At 70.3% G+C, this 21896-nt stretch carries 5 protein-coding genes; 1 reads left to right on the top strand and 4 read right to left on the bottom strand.

What is annotated here, in order from left to right; all coding sequences use genetic code 11:
* A partial coding sequence (locus tag ABZU91_RS16990; RefSeq protein ID WP_355240684.1) for a non-reducing end alpha-L-arabinofuranosidase family hydrolase occupies positions 1-477 on the top strand: 477 nt, incomplete at its 5' end.
* A 60-nt stretch (positions 478-537) separates the two neighbouring features.
* Here ABZU91_RS16990 and ABZU91_RS16985 read toward each other — a convergent pair.
* From ABZU91_RS16985 to ABZU91_RS16970, 4 genes are all read right to left on the bottom strand, one after another.
* Entirely contained in the window at positions 538-1161 is a 624-nt protein-coding gene (locus tag ABZU91_RS16985; RefSeq protein ID WP_355240681.1) for a response regulator transcription factor, read from the bottom strand.
* 38 nt (positions 1162-1199) lie between these two features.
* Positions 1200-1799 (bottom strand): response regulator transcription factor, encoded by a 600-nt coding sequence (locus ABZU91_RS16980; protein WP_355240679.1) that lies wholly within the window; start codon positions 1797-1799, stop codon positions 1200-1202.
* 98 nt (positions 1800-1897) lie between these two features.
* A complete protein-coding gene (locus ABZU91_RS16975) occupies positions 1898-19654 on the bottom strand; it encodes a hypothetical protein (RefSeq protein ID WP_355240677.1) in 17757 nt (5918 codons plus the stop codon).
* A gap of 28 nt (positions 19655-19682) precedes the next feature.
* Positions 19683-21881 carry a hypothetical protein gene (locus ABZU91_RS16970; protein WP_355240674.1) on the bottom strand — a complete coding sequence of 733 codons (2199 nt, stop codon included), beginning with the start codon at positions 21879-21881 and terminating at the stop codon, positions 19683-19685.
* Positions 21882-21896 lie beyond the last annotated feature (15 nt).

Here is a 21896-nt window from a genome sequence, read left to right as displayed (position 1 = left end):
ATGTACCTCTTCTTCGCCGGCGACAACGGCAAGATCTACCGCGCCAGCATGCCCATCGGTAACTTCCCCGGCAGCTTCGGCTCGAACTACACCACGATCATGAGCGACAGCACCAACAACCTCTTCGAGGCCGTTCAGGTGTACAAGCTCCGGGGCCAGAGCCGCTACCTCATGCTCGTCGAAGCCATCGGCTCCCGGGGTCGCTACTTCCGCTCCTTCACCGCCACCAGCCTCGGCGGCACCTGGACCCCCCAGGCCGCCACCGAGAGCAACCCCTTCGCCGGCAAGGCCAACAGCGGCGCCACCTGGACCAACGACATCAGCCACGGCGAGCTGATCCGCACCAGCGCCGACCAGACCTTCACCGTCGACCCGTGCAACCTCCAACTGCTCTACCAGGGCCGATCGCCCTCCTCGGACGGCGTCGACTACGGCCTGCTGCCGTACCGCCCCGGTCTGCTCACCCTGCAACGCTGACACCACCCACAGCACAGAGCGGGCCCGGCTGTCACCGGGCCCGCTCTGCCACTGCCGGTGCTACCGATGCGGCGACACGTAACCCAGTTCGATCGCCCGACGGGTGAGTTCGGCCTTGTTGGCGGCGTTCAACTTCGTTCGGATGCGCTTCAGGTACGTGCCGACGGTCGACTCGGTCACGCCCATCTGCTCACCGATCATCACGTTGCTCAGCCCGCTGGCGACCAGCCGCAGTACCTTGATCTCGCGCTCGGCCAGACGAACCGGATTGGAACTGAGGTGCCCACATACGGCCTCGACCAGTCCGGGACTGATGTAGACGCTGTCCAGGGCGGCGGTCTCGGTGGCCGTCCGCAGGTCCCGCTCGGCGTCGTCGGCGAGGATCATCGCGCGGACTCCGGCACGGAGCGCGTCCGGCAACGACAGCCGTACGTCCGGCCGGCACACCAGCACCACCCGGGTCCGCCGCGGCAGCACCGACCAGAGATGGCCATGTACGGACGCGCGCCGCAGCCCCGTGATGTCGACGATGGCCAGGGGCGGGCTGGTCGGGAGGGCAAGAAGCCGCGCGACCGAGGCGAGTTCGAGGCTCACCTCCAGACCCGGCAGGTTGGACACCAACCGGACCAGCCCGGCCCGGGCGACGTCGGACGGGGACACCACCGCCACGTCGAGGGTGCTCACACGTGCTCCTTCGCGTGGTTCAGGGCAGCATCTCCCGGTCAGCGGGGTGCGACGTAGCCGAGTTCGATCGCCCGGCGCGTCAGGTCGGTCTTGTTGGCCGCGTTCAACTTGCTCCGTACCTGCCTGACGTACGACGTGACGGTGGACTTCGTGAGGCTCATCCGCCCGCCGATCTGCTCGTTCGTCAATCCCCTCGTCACCCAGTGCAACAACTCGATCTCTCGTTCGCCCAGCGCGAGATGGCGGCGCTCGGTGTCCCCGGTCAAGATGCCCAGCATGTCGGCGGCCAGATGTATCCCGCCGTGCCGTGCGGCCTCCACGGCGAGAAGCAGGTCGTCCACCTCCGTGTCACGGGTCAGGAAACCTCGCACGCCGGCGGCTATCGCCCGACCGAGATCCGGTGGGTCGGTCGGGTCGCAGAGCAGCACGGCACGGGAGTTGGTCGGCAGCGTGCGGACGAGCGCGTCGACGGCGCGGGTCGGCCAGTCGAGCACCACCACGTCCGGAGCCAGTTCGGCAGGCATCTCCGCCAGGGACGCGAAGCCACACGGCGTGAACCTCGACGACGCCTCGGCGAGCAGACGACAGACGCCCTGCCGCACCACCGATCCGGCGGCGACGACAGCGATTGTTGTCATACGGACTCTCCTGTAGATCGCCGGACGAACATAAACAGATCGTCTTGACATCCACTGAATTCGCCTTGCGCGAGCGGGCGGTTACCGACGCCGCCCGGTCAGCAGTTGTAGACCTCCTCGGCCAGCGCCTGGAAGTCGGCGGCCCGGCTCTCATGCCCGGCGGCGACTCCACTGATCGCGTCCACCCAGTGCTGCTTCGCGTCGTTACGCAGTTCCGCCGAGTTCTTCTGCACCCAGTCGAGAGCAGCCGGCAGACCGTCGGCGAACATGAGGTCCACCGCCCGGAGAGCGGTGGCCGCGCCGGCGACCTGATGACCCGAGTCCTGGATGAGGCCTACGCGCAGGCCGACGTCCATCCCACGGCCCACGTCGCCGATCAGCAGGCTGTTGCGCTCCACCGGGCTCGTCAGCTCCTGGAAGTCGAGCACGAACTCGGCCCTGCCCGACCTACCGAGCTCGCCCAGCAGCGGCGTGAACTTCCGGAACCAGGGGTCGCCGTCCACCTGTTCGACGATCTTCCGCAGGTCGTCACGAGCGGGTTGACCAGTCAACTCGTCGCGGAACGCAGTGATCACGTCCAGCTTCGCGTTCCGGGTCGGTGCGAGCAGCAGCTTGCCGACCGCCCGGCTGGTCGAGTCGCCGTTCGGCCTGGCCAACTCAAGGGCCCGGAACAGGACAGAAGCCCGCAACGACTCGCCCTGTTCCTCGACGTCACCGTTGCCGCCGACGACCTGCCAGACCGGGGTCAGCGCGGACTGTTGGGACAGGACGGCCGACGGCAGCGCCGCCAGACCGCCCGACATCGCGCCCGATTTGGGAATGAGGTGCACGAAGCTGAAGCCGTACGTCTGTGCCATGGTCCTCAACGCAGGCGTCAGCCGGGCCGTGGTCACCACGACGGGTTGCTCTTTCCGCAGCGCCAACTGCTGCACCAGGCGTCCGACATCGCGTACGTCCGCGTCCAGCGGCTTCAGGCCCGGCCGGGCGCTGCCCAGGTAGACGACCGGGCCGTCCACCTCCGCGGCCGCCGAGCGGATTCTTTCGCCGCGAGCCGCGCTGGGTTGCGGCCCGACCCAGTAGAGCTGACCCGCATCGAGTTCCGCCCTGCTGCCCGGCGGCAGCACCACGGGGTCGGTCAGCGGTTCGACGGGCGTCGGCCGGGCGTCCAGGACCGGCGACGGCACGCGCGGCTCCGGTGTGACGAGGGTGTCGGGTACGCCGCTTCGGACGACGTCCGGTGGCGGATGGTCGGTGTCGGACGCGAGGTGACCGGCGGGGTCGATGCGCCGGGAGGTCACCGTGCCGTCCGCCTCGGTCAGGTCGAGGTGCACGTAACGACGCAGGTTGTGCGCGATGAGCCGGGCGGTGAGGAGCGGATCGTAGGTGTCCGGCGTGAGTCCGACGGGCGGTACGAGCGTGGGTTCCCGCTCCCGGACCAACTCGATCAACCTGGCGGTACGTGTCCGGAGCTCGTCGACGAAGGCGGGCGTCGGTTCGCTCTCGTTGATCTTCCACATCAGGTCGTAGCGGCCCGCGACGTCCCGGCGAAGGCGGACAGCCTCCGGGTCGGCCTCGCCGAGGTGTCTGACCGCCCACTCCTCGACGAGGAGAAGGCGGTGGTAGGCGCGACGGGCCGCCGAGGACGACACCACGACCTGGTTGGTACGGGCGTGGTCCCGGATGTGGTTGGAGATGTGCTCGGCGACGGTCAGCTGGTCGTGACCGGCCCGGCCCGGCACGCTGGCGAGCTGGTCGAGGTCGTGGCGTGGCGTGTGGTCGTCGGGTCGGGGCCACCGATCCGGCTCGGTCGCCGGCTCCGACAGCGGAACGGCTTTCAGGCGTGCCTGGAAATCGGCGATCTCGTGCTCGAACAGCTTGGCGTACACCGGCCCGGTGAACCGGTCGCTCACGAAGCTGCCACTCGACCGGGACGGATCCCCCTGCTCGAAGCGTTCCGCCTCCAGCCGGCCCTTGAACCGCATGCGCACCAGGTACAGCCGGCCCTGTTGCTTGACGTGCTGTTCGGTCCGGTAGTTCACGGTCTGCCCGCTGCCGTCACCCCGGGGAGCGACCCGGGCGAACTTGGGCTCGGCCGTCCCGGTGTGTGTTCCCCACGGCGCATCCGGTTGGGCGGTGTCGTTGACACTCACCGCCTGGTTCTGGTTGACGCTCGTCGACAGCTCTACGCGCAGGTGGCTCCTGCTCGCGGTCGCGGTCGTACCCGCCTGGTCCTTCGCATACCGTCCGGTGCCGCTGCCGTCGAGTTGGAACAGCACCTCGATGTGGTGCAGGTCGCCGACGAGGTGCAGGCTGGCGCGGGTACTGGAGTGACCGGGCAGGAACATGTCGTCGGTGAGGGTGTGTCGCTGACCGGCGACCGCCTGGTGCAGGAAGTTGCTGAGGTGGCCCGGCGAGAGGAGCGCCGGCAGCGTGACGGACGACCGGAATGTCACGTCGTTCGCCTCGGGGCCGAACATGCGGCCGAGCAGACCCCAGCCGGCGGCCAGGGCATCGGCTAGGAACACGCTGTGGATGTACGTGCCCTGCGGCAGTTTCGGGAGCGCACGCAGGTCGGACTTGTCGAACAGGCGGGACAGCCGGCGCGCCTCGGCGACGCTGTGCGGCAGTTTCAGCACCAGTTCGCCCTGGTGCTCGCGCCGCAGCGGCGCCGACTGCCCGGTGAAGGGCCGGGCACCGCGTAGGAGCAGGTTGGACAGCGGCCGGTTCGGCATGTCGAGCCGGTTGACCTCGACGCTCAGGGAGACGTCAGCGCGGGCCAGGTAGTGCGCCACCCAGTCGTAGACGGTCTGTTCCTGGGTGCTCTGGTGGGTCTGGACAATGCCGGTCTGCCGTCCGCCGGAGACGCCGAATCCGAGGCCGCCGCTGGTGTTCGCGGTGTCCTCGGCACCGGCGAAGGCCGGCTGAAGCGGTGACAGCACACCGGAGAGTCCCACCGACGTGCCCGAACTCTGCGCGTTGTACGCGTGGCCGTACCTCTCGATGCCGGTTTTGGGGACGAAGTCGAAGATCTGCGGGGGCGTGGCCAGTGTCAAACGCAGCTTGACTTCGACCACCTCGGTGAGTGCGCCCGCCACCTTGTTGACCAGGTAGAACTGGACGCCCTGCATCAGGTCGTCGCTCATCGACTTGAGGCGCGTGCCCGCGAACATGGTCTCCAGGTAGTCGAGGCCACCGACGAGACGCCCGATGACGGGCTTCTCGCCGACGAGACGCCGCCACCACACCTCCATCGGTCCGCGGTCCGCCGCGTTCGGGGTCCACTGGGATCGGCGCGCCCCCACGAGGCCCGGGACGGCGGCCTCGATCGCCTCGTGGACGATGTCGAAAGGCCGCACGCTCTTCTCCGCCGACCTGCGGAACGTCAGGGAGTGGACGCCGCTGTGGCCCAGCGAGGTCGGCCCGTTCGGGAGCAGGTAGTCCGGGATGGTCAACTCGGCGATGCTGTCGAAGCCGAGGGCGGCCAGGCGCGAACTGAGTGCGTCGTGGCCGCGATCGATCAGGTGCGTCCGCAGCTTCTTCAGCTCCTGGTGGTGCGGGTAGTCCGGCCACGCTCGCGCCTCCCGCTCCATCCGCTCGATGACGGCCCGGACGTCCCGGTGGTGGAGTTCCAGCTTCTTTTCGCTGTCCCCGTCCCCGTCCTCCCAGCGGCGCAACGCGTTCAGGAGTTGCGTGTGGCTGATCGGTACGGCCCCCGCGCCGTACCGCTTCAGCGCCTCGTTCTCGGGCAGCAGATAGATCATCTGGCGACCGTCGACGGACTCCGACGGCGGCCGGCGCACCGACGTGGGCAGCAGCTTCGCGTGCGCCTCGTACGTTCCGGTGACGATGAAGTCGACCGGGGCGAGGAAGGCGTACATGTTGTGGAAGTCCAGGTCGAGGATCTCCACACCGCCCGTGCGGGACGACGACCCCGACCTGTTGGTGCCGTACCGGACCCAGACCGAAGGCTGACTCTGGACCGCGGAGAGGTTGACGGCGGTGGTCCCCACCCGGGTCCGATGATCCACCGAGAACTTGATGCCGTGGCCACTGCTGTGTCCGTGTGACGCCTGGGACAGGTACAGCTTGATCAGGCCGGCGGTGAACTGGTCGCTGGTGGCGCCGACGAACTCGCTGGCACCGAGCGCGCCGTGCACGCCGAGGCTGCCCTGCTTGTGCCGGACAAGGCCGGAGCGGAAGAGGTTCTCGGTCTGATACTCGTCGTGCAGGATCTCCTTGAAGTACGAGCGCACGGCGGCCGTGCCCGTGAAGATCGAAAGTTCCTCGTCCCCCGGCTGCCCGGGGCCGCTGAGGTCGGGCTGAAGCCGACGTGCCGCGTCCAGCAGCCCGTGGGTGTCCGCGTAATAGATCACCGCCTGGTCCAGCACGCTCACATCGGTGGGGTGGGTCATGGGCTCCTGGTCGTCGAGCCGAGTGTTGATCGAGGGCACGAGCAGCACGGCCGCCGCACCGTCGACCGGGCCGCTCTGCCAGGTCGAGGACTGCTGACGCGGCTTGTACTCGTAGTCGACGGTCACCTGATAGCGGCTCGGTAGACGGAACTCGTCCACGTCCCCCGGGTACTCCAGCAACTGCGGCTCGCTGAGAGTCTGGCCCGCGGTCTGCGTCGCGCCCTTCGCATAGCTGTACTCGGCCGCCACACCCCAGGTCTGCATCAGCTTCACGCCGGCGCCGAATCGGGAGCCCAGGGCCAAGCCCCGTCGACCACCGGCGGTGTACGACCCGGAACTACTCCCGATAGCGAGGTTCACCAGGTGGTACTCGCCGGTCCGGCGCTGCAGCAGCGTCGAGTTGCCCCGTTCGTCCGTCCTCTTCAGCTCCTCCGGATCCTGAACCGCCCTGATCGTCACCCGCGCCGCGTGTCGTCGGTGTCCACGCGGGTCGCCACGCAGAGTGAAGGAGAGACCGTCCTGGTGGAGCTGGTCGTAGAAGGCGGAGAAGGCGTTGGTGGAGACGAACTTGTCGATCAGCGACAGGTTCGCCAGGCGACTGTCGCTGCCGATGTGGGCGTTCGTGCCTAGCGTCGGTTGCGTGGCGAACGGGAACCGGCGCGGCGGGACGTACCCGGTCCGGGCCAGCTCCGACAGCACCTCCCCTCGAAGCTCCTCCGCGACGTTGTCGTCTACCGTCGCGAGACCCATGCCGATGCCCCGCCCCTGGGCGACGTGGCGGGGCAGGACCACGTCCTGGAGTTCGCTCGCCGGCGTGCTGCCGTCGTTGACCAGGCCCGGGGCGTACTCGACGGTCGCCACCGAAGGGGCCGGTGGCTGTCGGAGCGCGGCGGTGTCGACCGGGAAGCCGTGCGCGAACGCCGCCGGCTCCGGGAGTCGGAGCAGCGCCTCCCCGCGTACGTCGGCGGTGGTCGTGGGCGTGCTCCGGACCCTGTTCGCGACGTGCACGACCGCCTTGTGCCGCAGGCCCACCCGGTAGCCGGCGGTGCGTCCGGTGTACCGCGACACGTGCACCCAGATTCCGGTGTGACCACCGCTGACCGAGTCGCTGTTGCTCCAGGTCCAGCCGACACCGACGCTCGGGCCCAGCACCAGACCGGGCAGAGGCATGAAGTTCAGCTCCCCGCTGGCCCGTACCTCGCTCTCGTTGGTCAGCCCGAAGCTTCCACTGTGCGCGCCGATCGCCGTGCTGACCCGCTCGATGTGCGACTTGTCGCTGGTGGCCCCGACCCGGGTGATGGCGGCGTCGGCATCCCGCTCGGTCTGGACGACCACCACGGCGACGGCGTGACCGGCCCGGTCGTGCAGGGTGATCGGATAACCGCCCGCATTCGCCTGGACCCGCCGTCGCCGCGCCTCCTCGTCGTCGGTCACCGCCGCGGGCTGCCGGTTGTTGATCGCCGTGTCGAGGTTGAAGCTCAACTTCCACAACGCCTGGCGCAGCTCGCGGCGCTCCGGGCCGTTCGGGTCGAGCGACAGTCCGTTGGTCCGTAGCTCGGCGACGATCCGGTCGTACAGTTCCGGCAGCCCGGTCAGCCCGGTCGCGAAGTACGTGTCCGGGATCTGCCTGCTCAGACGAGCGAACTCCGCGCCGAGCCCCTCGTCGGTCGGCCGCATGGCCTGGACCTGCGCCTCCCCCTGTTGCAGGTAGTGATCGGGGACCCAGACCTCAAGGCGCTCCTGCCCGTCCGGGTGCTCAGCGGCACTCGACCAGGTGGTCGGCAGATCGGCCCACGCCGTCGAGTCGTCGGGACGCGTCCGCACCGACCAGTTCGGCGTGTACGACACCAGCGTCGAGTCGATCCGGTCGTCCTGCACCCGGCCGGACTCGGCGTCCTGCACGCCCACCGTCGTACGGTCGACCCGGTTGGCCGTACCGGAGATCGTGACCCCGGCCCGCGCGACCTCGAGTACGCCCGGCCCAAGACCGACTCCGACGCCGAGGCCGACCGCGCCACGCAACGCGCCGGCCTGACCCGAGTTCGACAGGGAAGCTCCGCCCGTGTTGAAGCCACTGCTGGTCGTCTGGGTGGCGTGGAAGAGCTTCTTCCTGGCCTCCGGGTCGGTCAGGTGCGCGCCGCCCACACCCTCGGCGTCCCAGTCGTCGACCTCGTCGGCCGCGTAGCGTCGGTCGGCGAGGTTCGGGGCGAGAGTGGCGTCGGTGGGTTCGATCCGGACCAGCACCTCGACCGGGCCGACCTGGACGAGGTGACCACCCCCGACGAGTTCCCGGTAGTTGGCGAGCAGCCGGGAGGGCAGCATCGCCTGCTCGTTCGGCGACATCGTCACGCCCCTGACGTGTGCCGCCGCGATGATGTTCGCGACCGCTTCGTCGAGGTGCGGCAGGGTCTGGTGCGGGGTGCCGATCGTGTGTACGATCGAGCCCGGCTCGGGTGCCCGCACCGGTCGGGATTCACCCTCGGCCGCGCGCGAGTCACCCGTCGCGGTGGCGTCCGCGAGGGCACCGGTGGCGTCGGCGGGGCGGCGGATCGCGTCGTACCGATCGGCCACCGGCACGGCTGGCATCACGTGACCGTCGGCGGTCACCAGCAGACGCAACGGTGGCGCGTCGGTCGGCTCGACGGACTCCGTTGCCGGAACGGATTCGACGTGGGTGGGATGGATCAGGTCCACCCGCACGGCGAACATCTGCGCGAGCACCTGGGCGATCCGTCGCGGCGTCTGCCGGGCAACGGGCGCTCCGGGGGTGGCTAGCCGGGAGATCCAGCGCAGCACCGACTCCCGGTTCGCCGCCAGCGTCTCCGGTGCGAGACCCAGCAGCGGGGCGGCGACACCACCCGACGCCACCAGATCCGCGAGCAGCACCGCGGCGATGTTGTGACGCAGGGCCGGCGCGGGGATCTCGGCAAGGCCCGACATGCGCTGCTGACCGTGGCGCGCCGAGAGGCGCAGGGCCTCGAAGACCGAGTCCGGACCGGGCCGCGTCCAGACCGCTCCCAGGCGTGCCTCTTCGAGCGTGGCGATCTGGAAGTCGGTGAGCCGGTTGACCGACGTCGAACCCGGTGGCAGCACTGTCAGTTCGGCCGGGTCGGTGGTGGCCCCCTCGCCGCGGTCGACCACCGCGGCGCGTACCTCGCGCAGCGCCTCGGCGAGGCCGTCCCCGACGGGGTCGGCAACGCCGTGCAGCGCGCCGGGCAGCGACGCGGCGAGGTGCTCGGACGCCGGCAGGGGCAGGTCCTCGGCATCGACGAGGTGCCGCAGGAACAGGTGCAACCCGTCGAACGTCGCGACGTCGCTCGGCATGCTGCCCTCGGTGCCGAACTCGGTCGCCACCACGATGCGGTCAGCTCCGGCCGGCACCAGGGCCGGCACCGCCGCACGGGGTACGGTCGCCAGGAGCTGACCGTCCTCGGTCGCGACCAGCAGCAGGGCGTCCCGAGCCGGGTCCGGGTCACCGGTCCGGTGCACCCCGCCGTCGGGAAGAAGCACGTCGATCGGACGCTCGACCAGGTGGGACATGAGCGTGACCATCGCCCGGGTCCGCCCCGACGCCGAGTCCTCCAGTCGCAGCGCGGTACGGATCGTCTCGGGCACCCGGCTCGGTGGCAGACCCTCGGCGAACCAGTCGACCACCTGTTGGCGCGCGGTGTCGTCGGCGGTGTCCAGGCCGAGCCGGCGACCGACGGCATCGACGCCCGACAGTTCGGCCTCCAGCATCCCGGCCATGGCCAGGTGGAACATCTCAGGAGGTTGCTGGGCGAGTTCGGCGCCGCCCGGCAGGCGACGGTGCGTGAGGGTGGCGGTGACGGCCGCGAGGTAGCCGTCGTTGGCGGGCACCAGGGCCCGGAGTCCCGCCCGTTCGAGCACGGCCGCCGCCGAACTTCGGAGCGCCCCGGGCCCGACCGTCCAGGCGAGTTCGTCCGCGACAGACGCCGCAGGGCCGCCGGCCGACAAGCGAGGCAGGCCGTGCGCCCGGAACTCCCGGTACGCCCGCATCGCATGGCTGTCGCCCGTTCCCAGCTTCGCGGCGTCCCCGTCGGGAATCGTCGCCGGCGCCAACCGGCTCGGATCGGCGGTGGACAACTGCTCCGGAGGTGCGGCAACCAGGCCTGGTTCCTGCTCGCCGGCCGGCGCACCCACCCAGACCCGGACCCAGTCGTGGCTCCGGCCCCGATCGCGGGACGCGGTGGAGACCAGACGGACGGCGTCCGGTGTGAAAGCCACGCCATTCTTCGTCTGGTCGTGCGCCGCCAACAGATCCGTCAGCGTCTCGGTCAGCCGGGTGGAACGGGCCTCCGCCGTGCGTCGGCCCAACCCGCGATCCAGCCCGGGTACCCGTTCCGCGAGGCGGTCGATGAACCCGGGCGCACGGCCCGGCCCCACGGCGGCACGGAGGCGCAGTGGTGGCAGTCCGTCCTCGACGCGCCGCGACGTCTCGGCCACGACCGATCTGACGAAGGCGTCCAGCTCGGCATGATCGGGCCAGGAGAGGTCAGTGGCACCGGGCGCGAGGACGAACTCGGCTTGGAGGTCACGCCCGAACAGGGGTGTGGGCAGGGGCGGCGGCCCGTCGCGCAGGAACCGGTCGACGAAGTCACCGGCCACCTGTTCCGCCTCGTACTGCTGCCGATGGTCGTTGTTACGCAGCAGGTCGAGCATCCGGTCGGCGAGTTCGGCGCGGCGCACCGGGGTGAGTGCCGCGACCGCGCCGGTGAGATTCCGGGCCTCGACGACCTCGTCCGCCCACGTTCGGTACTCGTTCCGCAAGCTCCTGGGCAGGGCCGCGACCCGCCGGAACACCGCCGCCGGGTCCTCGGACAACTCGCGGGACGGTGTCACCCGGTCGGGGGCCGGCCGCCGCCGGCGGGTCGGGGTCAGCGACGTGAGCGTCGGCTGGTCCATCCGACGGTCCGGTACGTGCCGAGGAACTCCGCCACGAGGCCGCGCCACAGTGGGTTCCGGTTTACGCAGCACCCGCTGTCCGGTCGGAGGACGGCGCAGCGCCGACCACTCGGGAACCGCCGGCTCCACCAGGTCCGACAGGTCGACCAGCACCCCGGCGACCTGGTCCGCCTCGGGCTCGGACGGCTGCTCCTGCTCGAAGTAGCCACCGCCGTTCGGCCAGGACTGGCGCAGGACGAGCGGCGCGTCCGGAGAGGGAAGGACGAATCTCAACTCTCCCTCGGGGCTGTGCAGCAACAGGCTGGTCGAGTGGACGACCACCACCGTGTAACCGTCCGGGACGTCCTCGAACTCGAAGTCGTCGCTCTGCCCCCGCAACGGGAACCGTTCACCCGCGACGAGACGCTCGGCCACCGTGGCGGGAAGCATGACGTAGGTGTAGCCCTCGACCCGATCCGGGTTCCAGGCCAGGAGAGCTGCGGTGACGTCGTGCTCGTACCGCAGGTTGTCGGCCAACCTGCCGGTGGTGACGGCTGGGTGCTCGGCGAACATCCGCTCCAGCAGGGGCGCCGGGCCGGGCGCAGTGGGCGCAGTGACGTCGATGGTCCCGCCGCTGCGGCGTACGACGGTGTGCGGCGCGGTGGCGTGGCTCTCCTGGACGAACGCGATCTCCCAGAGATAGCGCGGCGCGATGATGTGGTCCCCGCCCGCGCGACCGATGTCCTGCATCAAGGCGGGAGGCAGGTCCGGACGTCGCGGCCCCCGAGGATCGTTCGTCGCGCGCTTGGCGCGGCGCAGGACCGACGAGTTCCTGTCCGGGCCGCCGCTCGCCACGTACTCGTCCGGCAACCCCAACAGGTGCAGCATCTCGTGCAGGACCGAATCCCGGACCTGCTGGACAGGCTCACGCAGGACATCCCGGGGCCAGGTGCCGGCGTCCATTCCGCCGCTCTTCGGCACCCTGATGACGTGGTGAGCGTCCTTCGCGTCGTCGGTGAACCGTACGTCCAGGTGGAACTGGTCCCCGCCGGGCAGGCGGAAGCGTCCGTTGATCTCCTGTCGGACGGCGTCCCGTGCGTGCGCCGCGTACGCCTCGACATCCGAGACGGACACGTCCTCCTGGGCCGCGAGGTGGATCCTGAGGTGGAAGACCCGCAGGAAACGCGGTGCGGAATCCGCACCTGAGAGCGCGCCGTCCTGGACCTCGACCCGTGCCACGTCATATTTGACGTCGGTGCCGGACAGGCTGAACAGCTGCGGACGGCCGGATCGCTCACCGATGTCCCTGATCTCGGCGTCCACCGCCCGGAAGGCCGATCCCGGTAGCGCCGCCACGATGCCGTCCGCGTCCGACATCGGGTCGTGTGCACGCCACCACCCGTCCTTCTCCGACGAGAGCGGGCTCAGACGCCATCGGCTCAGGTAGTCCAGCTTCGGGCCGGCGAGATCGTCGACACGTGTCGACGGTGCGGGCGGAATGACGTAGCCGAGTTGCACGGCCGGCTCGGAGCCATCGAACACCGGGTATATCTCGTGCTGGACCCCCACGCGGGAGAAGATCTCCTGGACCTGCTCCGGATCGGCGCGGACGCCTGTCAGAGCCGTGATGCGGTCGCCGATCGCTGTCCGGAGGCTCCGCTCGAAAGGGTCGGCCACGTAGAGGATGGCCTCCTCCGCGTCGTCCGGGCTCTCGTTGGCCTCGTCGTACGTGGCCGCCAGTTCGACGTACGGGCCGGTCGTCTCCTTCGGGGCCAGCTTGACGATCTGCTTGCCGAGGAACTCGTGGACGATCAGGTGCCGGAGCACAGCCTGGTCGGCGACCTCCCGGGCCAGCGCGTCGATCGCCGGCACCGCCTGCTCGGTCGGGTGCCGCGAGGAGGCGTCCAGGGCCACGTCGATGGCGCGCCCCCGCAGGATGTTGGCCCACTGTCCGGTCAAGCGGTGGGGTTCGCCCGGTACCGGCTCGTGGGTGAGGCCCCGCAGGCGGACGAAGTCCACGGACGCGGTACGTACCACCGAGTGCCGTACCCGGACCTGCGGTAGAACCCGTTCCTTGCCCTCCCGCTGCGCCCACCCGGTCAGCCCGACGTTGAGGTGTCGGTACACCTGCGCCGTCAGCCAGCCGCCGAGGTCCGCCTCCCTCGCCTCCCGGATCTCACGCGCCTGCGCCGTCTCGTCGGCGGGCACCGGCCGCAGGCCGATCTCGACCTCGACGGTCAGCCCGCGCGGGCCCGTCCCCGGCTGTTCACCGAGCAGTGTCGCCAGTGCGCTGTCGGTGGTCGCCGCGTTGACCGTGTCGCGCATCCACTCGATGGTCCGCCAGGCGGCTCCGCTGCCCCGATCGGCCGGTACGTCGTTCTCGGCCGAGGGGGCGCGCAGTCTGCGGAGGTAGCTGGACAGGCTGTGGCCCCAGGACACCGGCCAGTGGTCCGGACCGGGTACGACGTCGAGCAGGCCGGGCTCCTGCGCCACGACCGGCTCGTCCCACAGGACGGGTCCGCTCGTCTGCCGCGTATCGGGCTCACCCTGGACGTTGGTCACGTGACCGTCGCCAGACTGGTCGACGACGACCGGCCACCGTCCATGCATGCCGATGGGAGGGGCGGCAAGGGCGGAGTCGCGCCCGCTCCGCGCCGGCTTCGAGGCGGCGGCGGGCGGCAGGACGAGCTGGCGATTCTCGATCGTCCCGCCACCGGGATCGACGAGTAGAATCCTCGACTCCACCGGGTTTCCCAACTCACCGACGACGCTCGACCGGCCGTCGTCGGTGACGAGCCGTGCCTCCTCGGCGGCCCGGGGAGTGATCCAGACGTTGCGCTCGTCCGAGGTGCGGTGGACGGCCAGGCTCCGAAGCCGCCCGTCGACTCCCGGAGCGAGGACGAGTGCCGTGCTGCCCGGTCCCGATCGTCGAAGGGCCTCCTCCACCGCCTCCCACGACGGGGGCCGGCTCCAGTGCTCGATGGTCCGGAAGTCGTCCACGGCGGGACGCATACCGGTGACCATGTGCTGTGGGCCGGGCAGGGGTCGTACGCCCGCCGGGTAGAGCGCGCCGGCCAGGGCACCCAGCAACGCCAACTCGTCCTGGCTGCCCCCGACCGACTCGACCACGCGGTTGGTGATCGACGACAGCCGGGCCAGGGTGAACGCCCGACCGTTGAGGGCGAGCGACTCCCGGCGCGGATCGCCGTCGGCGAGCAGCTTCTCGGGCATCCGCCGGCTCTGGCCGTACAGGCTCTCGGGCGATCGCACGGGGACCGTCCGCCCGTCCGGCAGGTGCACCACGAACGTCAGTCCGTAGCGGTACAGCGCGTGCGGAGCGCGGCTCTCCGTGTTGCGCTCCACCACCTCGGTCAGGTCCTCGGCGAACGTGCCAGCCGAGCGGCGACCCGCCTTACCGGCGATACGTGCGCCGGCAGATTTGGCCTTCGCCGCCGGATAGGCAGCCCCGTCCGCGCTCAACCCCGCCTCCCAGCCGCTGGTGAAGCTGTTCGACGCCACCGGCTTGGTCTCGTTCTGCGCGTACCGGCGGGCCTTCACCGTGGCGCGCACGGGCATGCCGTCCTCGTCGAGCAGCTGCGCCACCTCGTTCAGCACGATGCCGACGCGCACGTCGGTCCCGGGCACCCGGTACCGGTGGTCCAGCAGTTGCTGCACGCGCGGACGCAGGTTCGGCTCCGACACGAACCGCTCCGGATCGACCAGGGCGTCCCCGAGGGTGAATCCGGTGAGCGCCAACAGGTGGCGGTACACGAATTGCCCCACGCTGTTCGTCGGCGCGACCTTGGCCGACAGGTCCGTACCCGACCCGCCCGGCTCCAGCGCCTGGATGAGGTCGTGGCCGAACTGCTCGGTGATCGGCAGGGCGATCGGAATGAAGGTGGGGTCGGCCGCCACCAGGTCGTTGAGTCCCGCGTCGCCGGCCTCCGGGGCGGCGAGCAGCGGTTCCCACTGCTGGCCGGCGCGGCCGGCAGGCCCGGTCAGATACGCGGGCAGCAGCCGACGGACCGCGCCGGCATCCGGCAGCGGTGTGGTGAGCTCCCACGCGTTGCGCTGCGGATCGATGATTTCGCGCAGCGCCGGGAAGCCGGACGCCAGAGGCAGCAGAGCCGACCGTACGGCGTTACCGAGCACTTGGAGCTTCAGCGGCATCCGGAACGAGTAACGCATCTCGACGGTGAAATGGACGCGGTTGTTGAGCTCGTGCGCCCCCTTTGTGCCGTACCGGAAGATGTTCTTGGTGGTGTGTTCCGCACCCTGCTCCTGCGACGCGCCGCGCCCGTAGTCGAACCGGAGGCCGCCACCCCCGATGCCCTTTTTCTCGCCGGCGGTACCCCGGCCTCGACCCGCGAGATTGACCTCCGCCGCCCATCCGGAGGAAGCGCTCTCTTGCGCAGAGTCGAGCGCCTGGGTGCGGAGGGTGAGGTCCACCTCGGGCCGGGACCGCTCGGACGTGACCGCACCGAGGCTGGCCTTGACCCGCACGGAGAGGTAGCCGGTGCCGAGCAGTCCGCCGGGAACGACGAACGACTCCTGGACGCCCCCACCGAACAGCTCGAACGCCTGGCTCTCCAGGGCGGACAGCGAGAACGTCCTGCTCAGTGCCGTACTCAAGCGCTTGGGGGCACCCTGACCCGGCGCGGGCAGGACACCTCGCTCGACAAGCGTGTCGAGGATGAACTGCAGCGGTGGTCGTTCGGCACGCAGCTTCTCGACGTGGCTGGCGGCCCGACCCAGCTGAGGGTCCAGCTCGTCGCGAGGCTGCGTCGGCGGCTGGACCGCGGCCGCCTCGGGTAGGCCGAGGTCGTGAGCCAGCCGGTTCGGTACCTGGAACTCCAGGCCGTTGTGCAGGTCGACTGTCGCTTGACGGACGATTGGCGGACCCGACGAGCGCCAGCCGGTCAGCTTCACAGTGAAGCGGACGAGACCAGCCCGGTAGCTGTGCACGAGTTGTTTGTAGGTGGCCCGGGTGATGTCGATGCTGCCCACGCCACTCGCGGCCGAGGCGTCCTGATGCACGGAGCCGTGTACGACCAGGGTGCCCCCGCCACTGTTCGAGGCGATCGTGGAATCCGTCGTGTCGCCCGGCGAATCGGAGTAGAGCACCCCGCCGCCGGCACCGAGCGAGGCCTGTCCACCCGCCTCTTCGGTGACGTCGAACTGCGAAGCCGCCTGCGCGTACTGCTCGATCTCCACCCGCTCGCTCGACGAGAGGTGGCTGACCTGGTGCACGGTGGCCGAGATCTCCGCGACGGCGGTCACGTCCCCGTCCGCGCCGAGAGGGATGGTCCACCGCTGCTCTCCATCGACCAGATTGGCGAGGTTGGCGCTGAGTTCGGTCGGCACGGCGAGGTCACGCGCCCACAGTTCGGCGGGCCAGTTCGACGGATCGCCGAACCAGGTCGCCGGCTTGCCGTGCACCTGACCGTAGAGACGTGCCACCACCGCCGGCAGCTCGTGCAGTTCCGCGAAGCGCGGATACACCCCGGCGACGCCCTCGCGGTCGAACGGCACCATCTCCTCCGGCAGCGCGGGCAACGGGCCGGCGCCGTGCAGGGCGACCTGGACCCCGACCTGGTCGACCTGCGCCATGGTCGGAGTGATCTCGGGCAGATGCTCGACGGGTACGACCACCTGCTGCTGGACGTCCGGTCCGTCGACCACCATCCGGATGGGTGGACCGTCGTCCGGCCGCACCGTGATCTCGTACGCCAGCAGGTAGTCGTGCTGGACCACGTCACCGGTGGTCTCCGTACGTCGGTAGCTCTTCACCGCCCGGGCGCCGCCGCGCTCGGTGCTCCGCTCGTACGTGCCGTCGGCGCTCAGCCCGCTCAACTGCCCCCGGAGCTTGCCGTCGTACCCGAAGACGGCATTGGCGGAGACGCCGGCGTGCAGTCCCTGATCGCTGGTGACGCTGCCGCTCGTCGAGGCCGTCGACATGGCCCGGTTGTTGACCGACATCGGGTAGGTGCTGCTGCCCACCCACTCCCGCGTCTGGGCGGTGACCAGCACCTGGTACTGCCGGCCGCCGATGCTGAAGGTGGTGTGGATTCCCGCCCGCACTCGCGCCGGGTCGCCTTCGAGCGCCGGCAACCCGTAGCGCACGGCGACGAGCCGCCGTGCCTCGGCCCACTCGTCGCTTCCGGCCGTCGGACCGCGGCCGCTGCCCAGCGCGACACCCAACGCCTCCAGCACGTGGGCGGCGACCCGGTCCCCGCCGGGCAGGCCGATGGTGGTGCCCGGTCCGTCGCCCCGGCGGGCCGCCATGATCAGCGGCTCCCGGGGGGCCGCCGTCTCCGGCCGGTACGGCTCGCGGACCTGCGGCGCATCCACCCGGGGCGGGCCCAGTCGCTCCGCGACCTCGGCGGCGGTCACCTCGATCGGCCGTGACACGGGCGGCACGATGGTCCCGTACCAGCCGACCTCGGCGGGCAGCGGAGCACCATGGTGGTGCCGCTCGAACGCCTCGGCCTCGGCCGTCGGAACTCCGAACTCGGCCTTGACCGCTGTCGCGAACCACGGAATCCGGTGGGTGGTCGACTCCAGCTTCACGTTGACCGAGACGTCGGCCGCGTAGCGGGCCTGTTCCGCCGAGCGGACGAGGACGGTGTGGTTCATCGCCGCGTCGCCGACGGCCTGCGCGGTGGTCTTGCCCCAGCCGGCCGACAGGACCGGCCCGATTCCGCCCCGGTCGTTGCCGCTCGCGCTCGCGGTCAACCCGGACGGCAGCAGTCGGGGGGCGAAACTCAGGGTGTACGACCCGCTCTGGTGCCGGGAGTCATCCCGCACCACACCGAGGTCGTCGCGGATCGCCACCCCCTCGGTGTCGCCGATCCGCTGTAACCGACGCACGACCAACTCGACGACGGCGTAGCCCTCGAAGCTCCGTCCCGTGCCGATCGGCACCGCCAGCCGTTCGGTCATGTCCCCGCCGCTGAGCAGCCAGCGGCTCCGGCCCCGCGAGGTGCGTTCGTTGAGGAGTCGCTGGCCCACCCGCTGTGCCACAGTCGCCGCGCTGTGTGCCGGCAATCCGCCGTCGCGCAACTGTCGGTGCAGTCGCGCGACCGCCGGGGTGTAGTCGATCGCGGTGAGCACCTCCCGCGCCGTCTCCGGTCCCGGCGTCAGGGTGCCGTCCGCCTCGACCACCGGGCCAGGACGGGGGCGCTGGTCCCGACCGACGTACTGCTCCGGGAACTTCACGACGAGCATTCCGTCGTCCGAGCCGAGCTGGTGGGTCTCGCCCCATCGCCTCCCGTCGACGAACACGTCGACGGCCAGCCCGCTCGCGTAGCTGGGCCCACCGTTGAAGAAGATTTTCCGACCGGAGATGACCCGGTACGAGGAGGTGCTGGCGTCCGAGGTGGAGCTCTCGACGTCGAACGGCAGCCCGATGGTCATGAGCTGGAACTTGCGGGGCAGCCGCAGCAGCAGGTCCGAGCCGATGCTCAACGCGCGGGAGGCGGGCGTTTCTCCGCTGACGCTGGCGGCGGTCGAACCGAACGACACGTCGTACGTCTGGTCATGCGTCGGAGTGGTTGGCACCGGTTTGGCGTCGTGCAGCCGCGGTTTGATCCAGACCAGCCGTCCGTCGATGACTCCCGTCCACCCCTCCCGCAGCAGGTCGTCCCACCGCTCGGTGTTGGCCGCGGCGGAGGACAGCTCGACGAGTCGCGCGGCGGCCTGCTGGTCCGGGGTCGCGGGCAGCGGAGCCTCGGCGTGGCCGTCGATGCCGAGAAGGTCGGCCAGTCGTGCTCGTACCGCCTCGCGCAGGTGGTGCGACTCGGCCTCGGTGGCCTCGTTCGGCGCCCGGTCGGGAAGCGCGTCCACGACCCGGTCCGCGATCTCGGCCGGGTTCCGGTAACCGGCCGCCTGGATGATCATCGCGCCGGTCGCGCCGTGCTCGATGTACCAGGGTGCGGACGGCACGTCCGGGTCGACGACGGTGGCGCTGTCCTCCGCACCGAGACCGCGCCGGGTCAGCTCCCGTGTCGCCTCCAGGTCGAGACCCTCCCGGGCCAGCGGATTCACCGGCTCGACCGGCAGGTCGACGACGAAGCGTCGTCCCGTCAACCGGTCGGCGGTTGTCCCGGTGACCTCCTGGCCGGTGACGCCGTGGGCGGGCACCGTCCCGGTCAGGCGTTCGGCGGGATAGACGAGGACGGCCCCGGTCTCGCCGAACGCCTCGAACGGCACCACCCGCGGTCCGCTCAGGGTCAGCGAATCCGGGGCCTGCACGAGCACCGGCAGGCCGAGCTGGTCGGCGTGGCCGACCGCGGCCTCCGGACCAGGTTCGAGAACCTGCGGTACGTAGACCATCCGTTCGATGACGGACTGCGGCTGAGTGCGCAGGGCGTCCGCGACGAGCCCAATCGCGGCCAGATCGACATGGACCTGGTGGAGTCCTGGTAGCTGCGCGGCGGCGAGCACCGAGTCGGGCACCGGGGCGCCGAGGCTGAGCCACTGTCCGGAGCGCACCCAGGTGGCGACGAACTCGGGGCAGCCCACCTCGGCGACGTCCGTCATCGCGGACCTCCTCGTCCGACCCGGCGCGTCAGTGGCAGGTCAGAATCTCGTTTGTCAGTGCCTTGATCTCGTCGGCCAACGCCGGCGTTCCGTTGAGCCGGTCACTCGCCAGGAGTTCCTTGAACCGGAAGTGCCAGGGCACCCGGTCCGCGCCGCTCAGACATTCCACTGACAGCACCTGACGCCAGTCGTCACTCCCCGGCACCCGATCCTCGCTGAGTAGCAGCTTGACCGCCTCGAAGATGGAGGCGTGCGCCTGGGCGACCTCCTTCGCCCCGTCCGCCACCCGCGCCATCTGTTCCTCGTACGACTCACCGACGGCGCGGACCAGCGTGATCGCCTCGGTCGGGTCGATGGCGTGGTCCAGCATGCCCTGGAACAGCAGGCTGTCCCATGCCATCCGGGTGCCGTGCGTCGTCCTGGGTCGCGTGCCCGGGTCGGGCACCAACTCGCCCTGCCATCGGGTCGACGCGGTCAGATAGTCGAAAACGAAACGCACGTCGACGGGCTGACCCGTCGGCCAGGGTGGCTGGGCGTCGAACATCTGCGCCAGGGCGGGTTCGACCGGCTCCGTCCCGGCGACGACGGGTGTCCGGGCGGCCACCCGCAGGGCCAGGTCGAGCCCTTGAAGCCGGAGATCCTCCGGGAACTCGGCGGCCAGGTCCCTCGAAGCCGTGAGAACAGCCGGATCACGCAACTGGTCGGCATGGTCGGCGAAGTGGTCCGCCGCCTGCTGGTAGGAGTTCTGGGTCAGGAACTCGACCAGAACGGGCGGCAACGGTTCATCGGCCGTCATGCTGGACAGGTTCGCGGCGTCCAGGATCTTGCGGGTCACGACGCGACCGTCGAAGGGCTGCGGCGCGGCGTCGGGCGCGATGACCTGCCAGCTGGATTGTGCGTCGATACCGCCCCGCATCACCTTTTGGACCACAGACGCTTTGTAGGTCCGGGCGAGCTGCTCGATCTCCGAGTTCGGGCGGGTCGCCACGACCGTCGGTCGCACGTTGTTCAGGTAGTACCGCTGCAGCTGCGACCTGATCTCGACGAACTGTGCCGGGTCCAACGGGTGGCCCTCACCGGGCTGCTCGCGCACGTCGACTGCGACGACTGGCTCGCCCAAGAAGTCGACCTCGTCCATCCCGTACCGCTTCACGTTCTCCTCTGGCCACGGACCGACCCACGTCACCTCGTAATTGAGCGGACGGACCATCCCGGGCCCGACGGCCTCGCGCAGGGCAACCGGCGTGCCGTCCGGGCCGACCAGCATCACTCGCGCGTCGTCGCGTTCGAGGACGGCCGTGCGCCAGTCGTTCCCGCCGTCGATGTCGAATTCCCGCGTCTTACCGTCGGCGCGCGGGTCGTGCCACGTGAGAGTGCCGTTCTCGTCCGAGGTCAGCCAGAACACCTGCTCGGTGGAGGTACCCGCCGCGGTACCGGTGACCAGCGCCGACGAACCAGGGGTATTGCGGAGCACGGTCGCCAGCGCCGCCGGCCGCACGGGTGTGAGGCTGCCCCCGATCGCGTTCGCCACGCGGGTGGTCGTCGGCGGCTCGGTCGAGGTGAGCAGGTCGAAGGCGCCGGTACCCCCGTACCGCGCGGCGTACGCGCCGAGCGCGTACATCGTCGCGTGCGTCGATGGTCCGGTGTGCGCGAGTTCCCCGGGGCTGACGCCAAGTCCGAGCTGCGTGCGGGTGAGCGCGGTCCGTTCGTGCCAGCCGGCGAGCCGATCCATTCCCTCGCGGATGCTGGACGGCGTCCCGGGCAGGCTGACTGCGTCGAGCAGCGCCGCTCGCTGAGCCGCCGCGCTCGGCGGAAGAACCCGGTAGCTGGCCGCCTCTTCGGCGGTCACGCGACCCGCGGCATCCACCGGCACGACATCCTCGCCCGCGAGTGGCTCGACCGTCGAAACGGGCAGGTCGAGGCCGGCCGCGACGGACCGCAGCGTCTCCGGGTCGCTGACCGGAAGCAGTGTTTCCGGGTCGAGCACGGTGACCACGTGCGTCGCCCGCGCCCTCGGGTCCAACTGGTCCAGGTACCGGCGGAACGCGGGATCGAGGGCGGTATCCCGGCCGACGAAGACATTCACCCCGTCGCCGACGCTCATCCGCTCGGCGGTCTCCAACATGCCGGTCTTGACCTGCGGCGCTGTCGAGTCGGCCAGGTATATGAACCCTTTGCCTAGCACAGTGGCCAGCACACCAGGCAGGCAGTCGGACAGTGCGGGCATAACTGCTCCCTCGGT

The sequence above is a fragment of the Micromonospora sp. NPDC005174 genome (assembly GCF_040608495.1).
GTDB lineage: Bacteria > Actinomycetota > Actinomycetes > Mycobacteriales > Micromonosporaceae > Micromonospora.
The sequence above is the reverse complement of the archived record's forward strand: the minus strand, read 5'-3'. Positions and strand labels throughout refer to the sequence as shown.

What these genes read in the sequence shown, in the direction of transcription:
- ABZU91_RS16975 (WP_355240677.1), bottom strand. Translation starts at nt 19,654, where the DNA reads ATGACGGACGTCGCCGAGGTGGGCTGCCCCGAGTTCGTCGCCACCTGG.
- ABZU91_RS16970 (WP_355240674.1), bottom strand. Translation starts at nt 21,881, where the DNA reads ATGCCCGCACTGTCCGACTGCCTGCCTGGTGTGCTGGCCACTGTGCTA.
- ABZU91_RS16980 (WP_355240679.1), bottom strand. Translation starts at nt 1,799, where the DNA reads ATGACAACAATCGCTGTCGTCGCCGCCGGATCGGTGGTGCGGCAGGGC.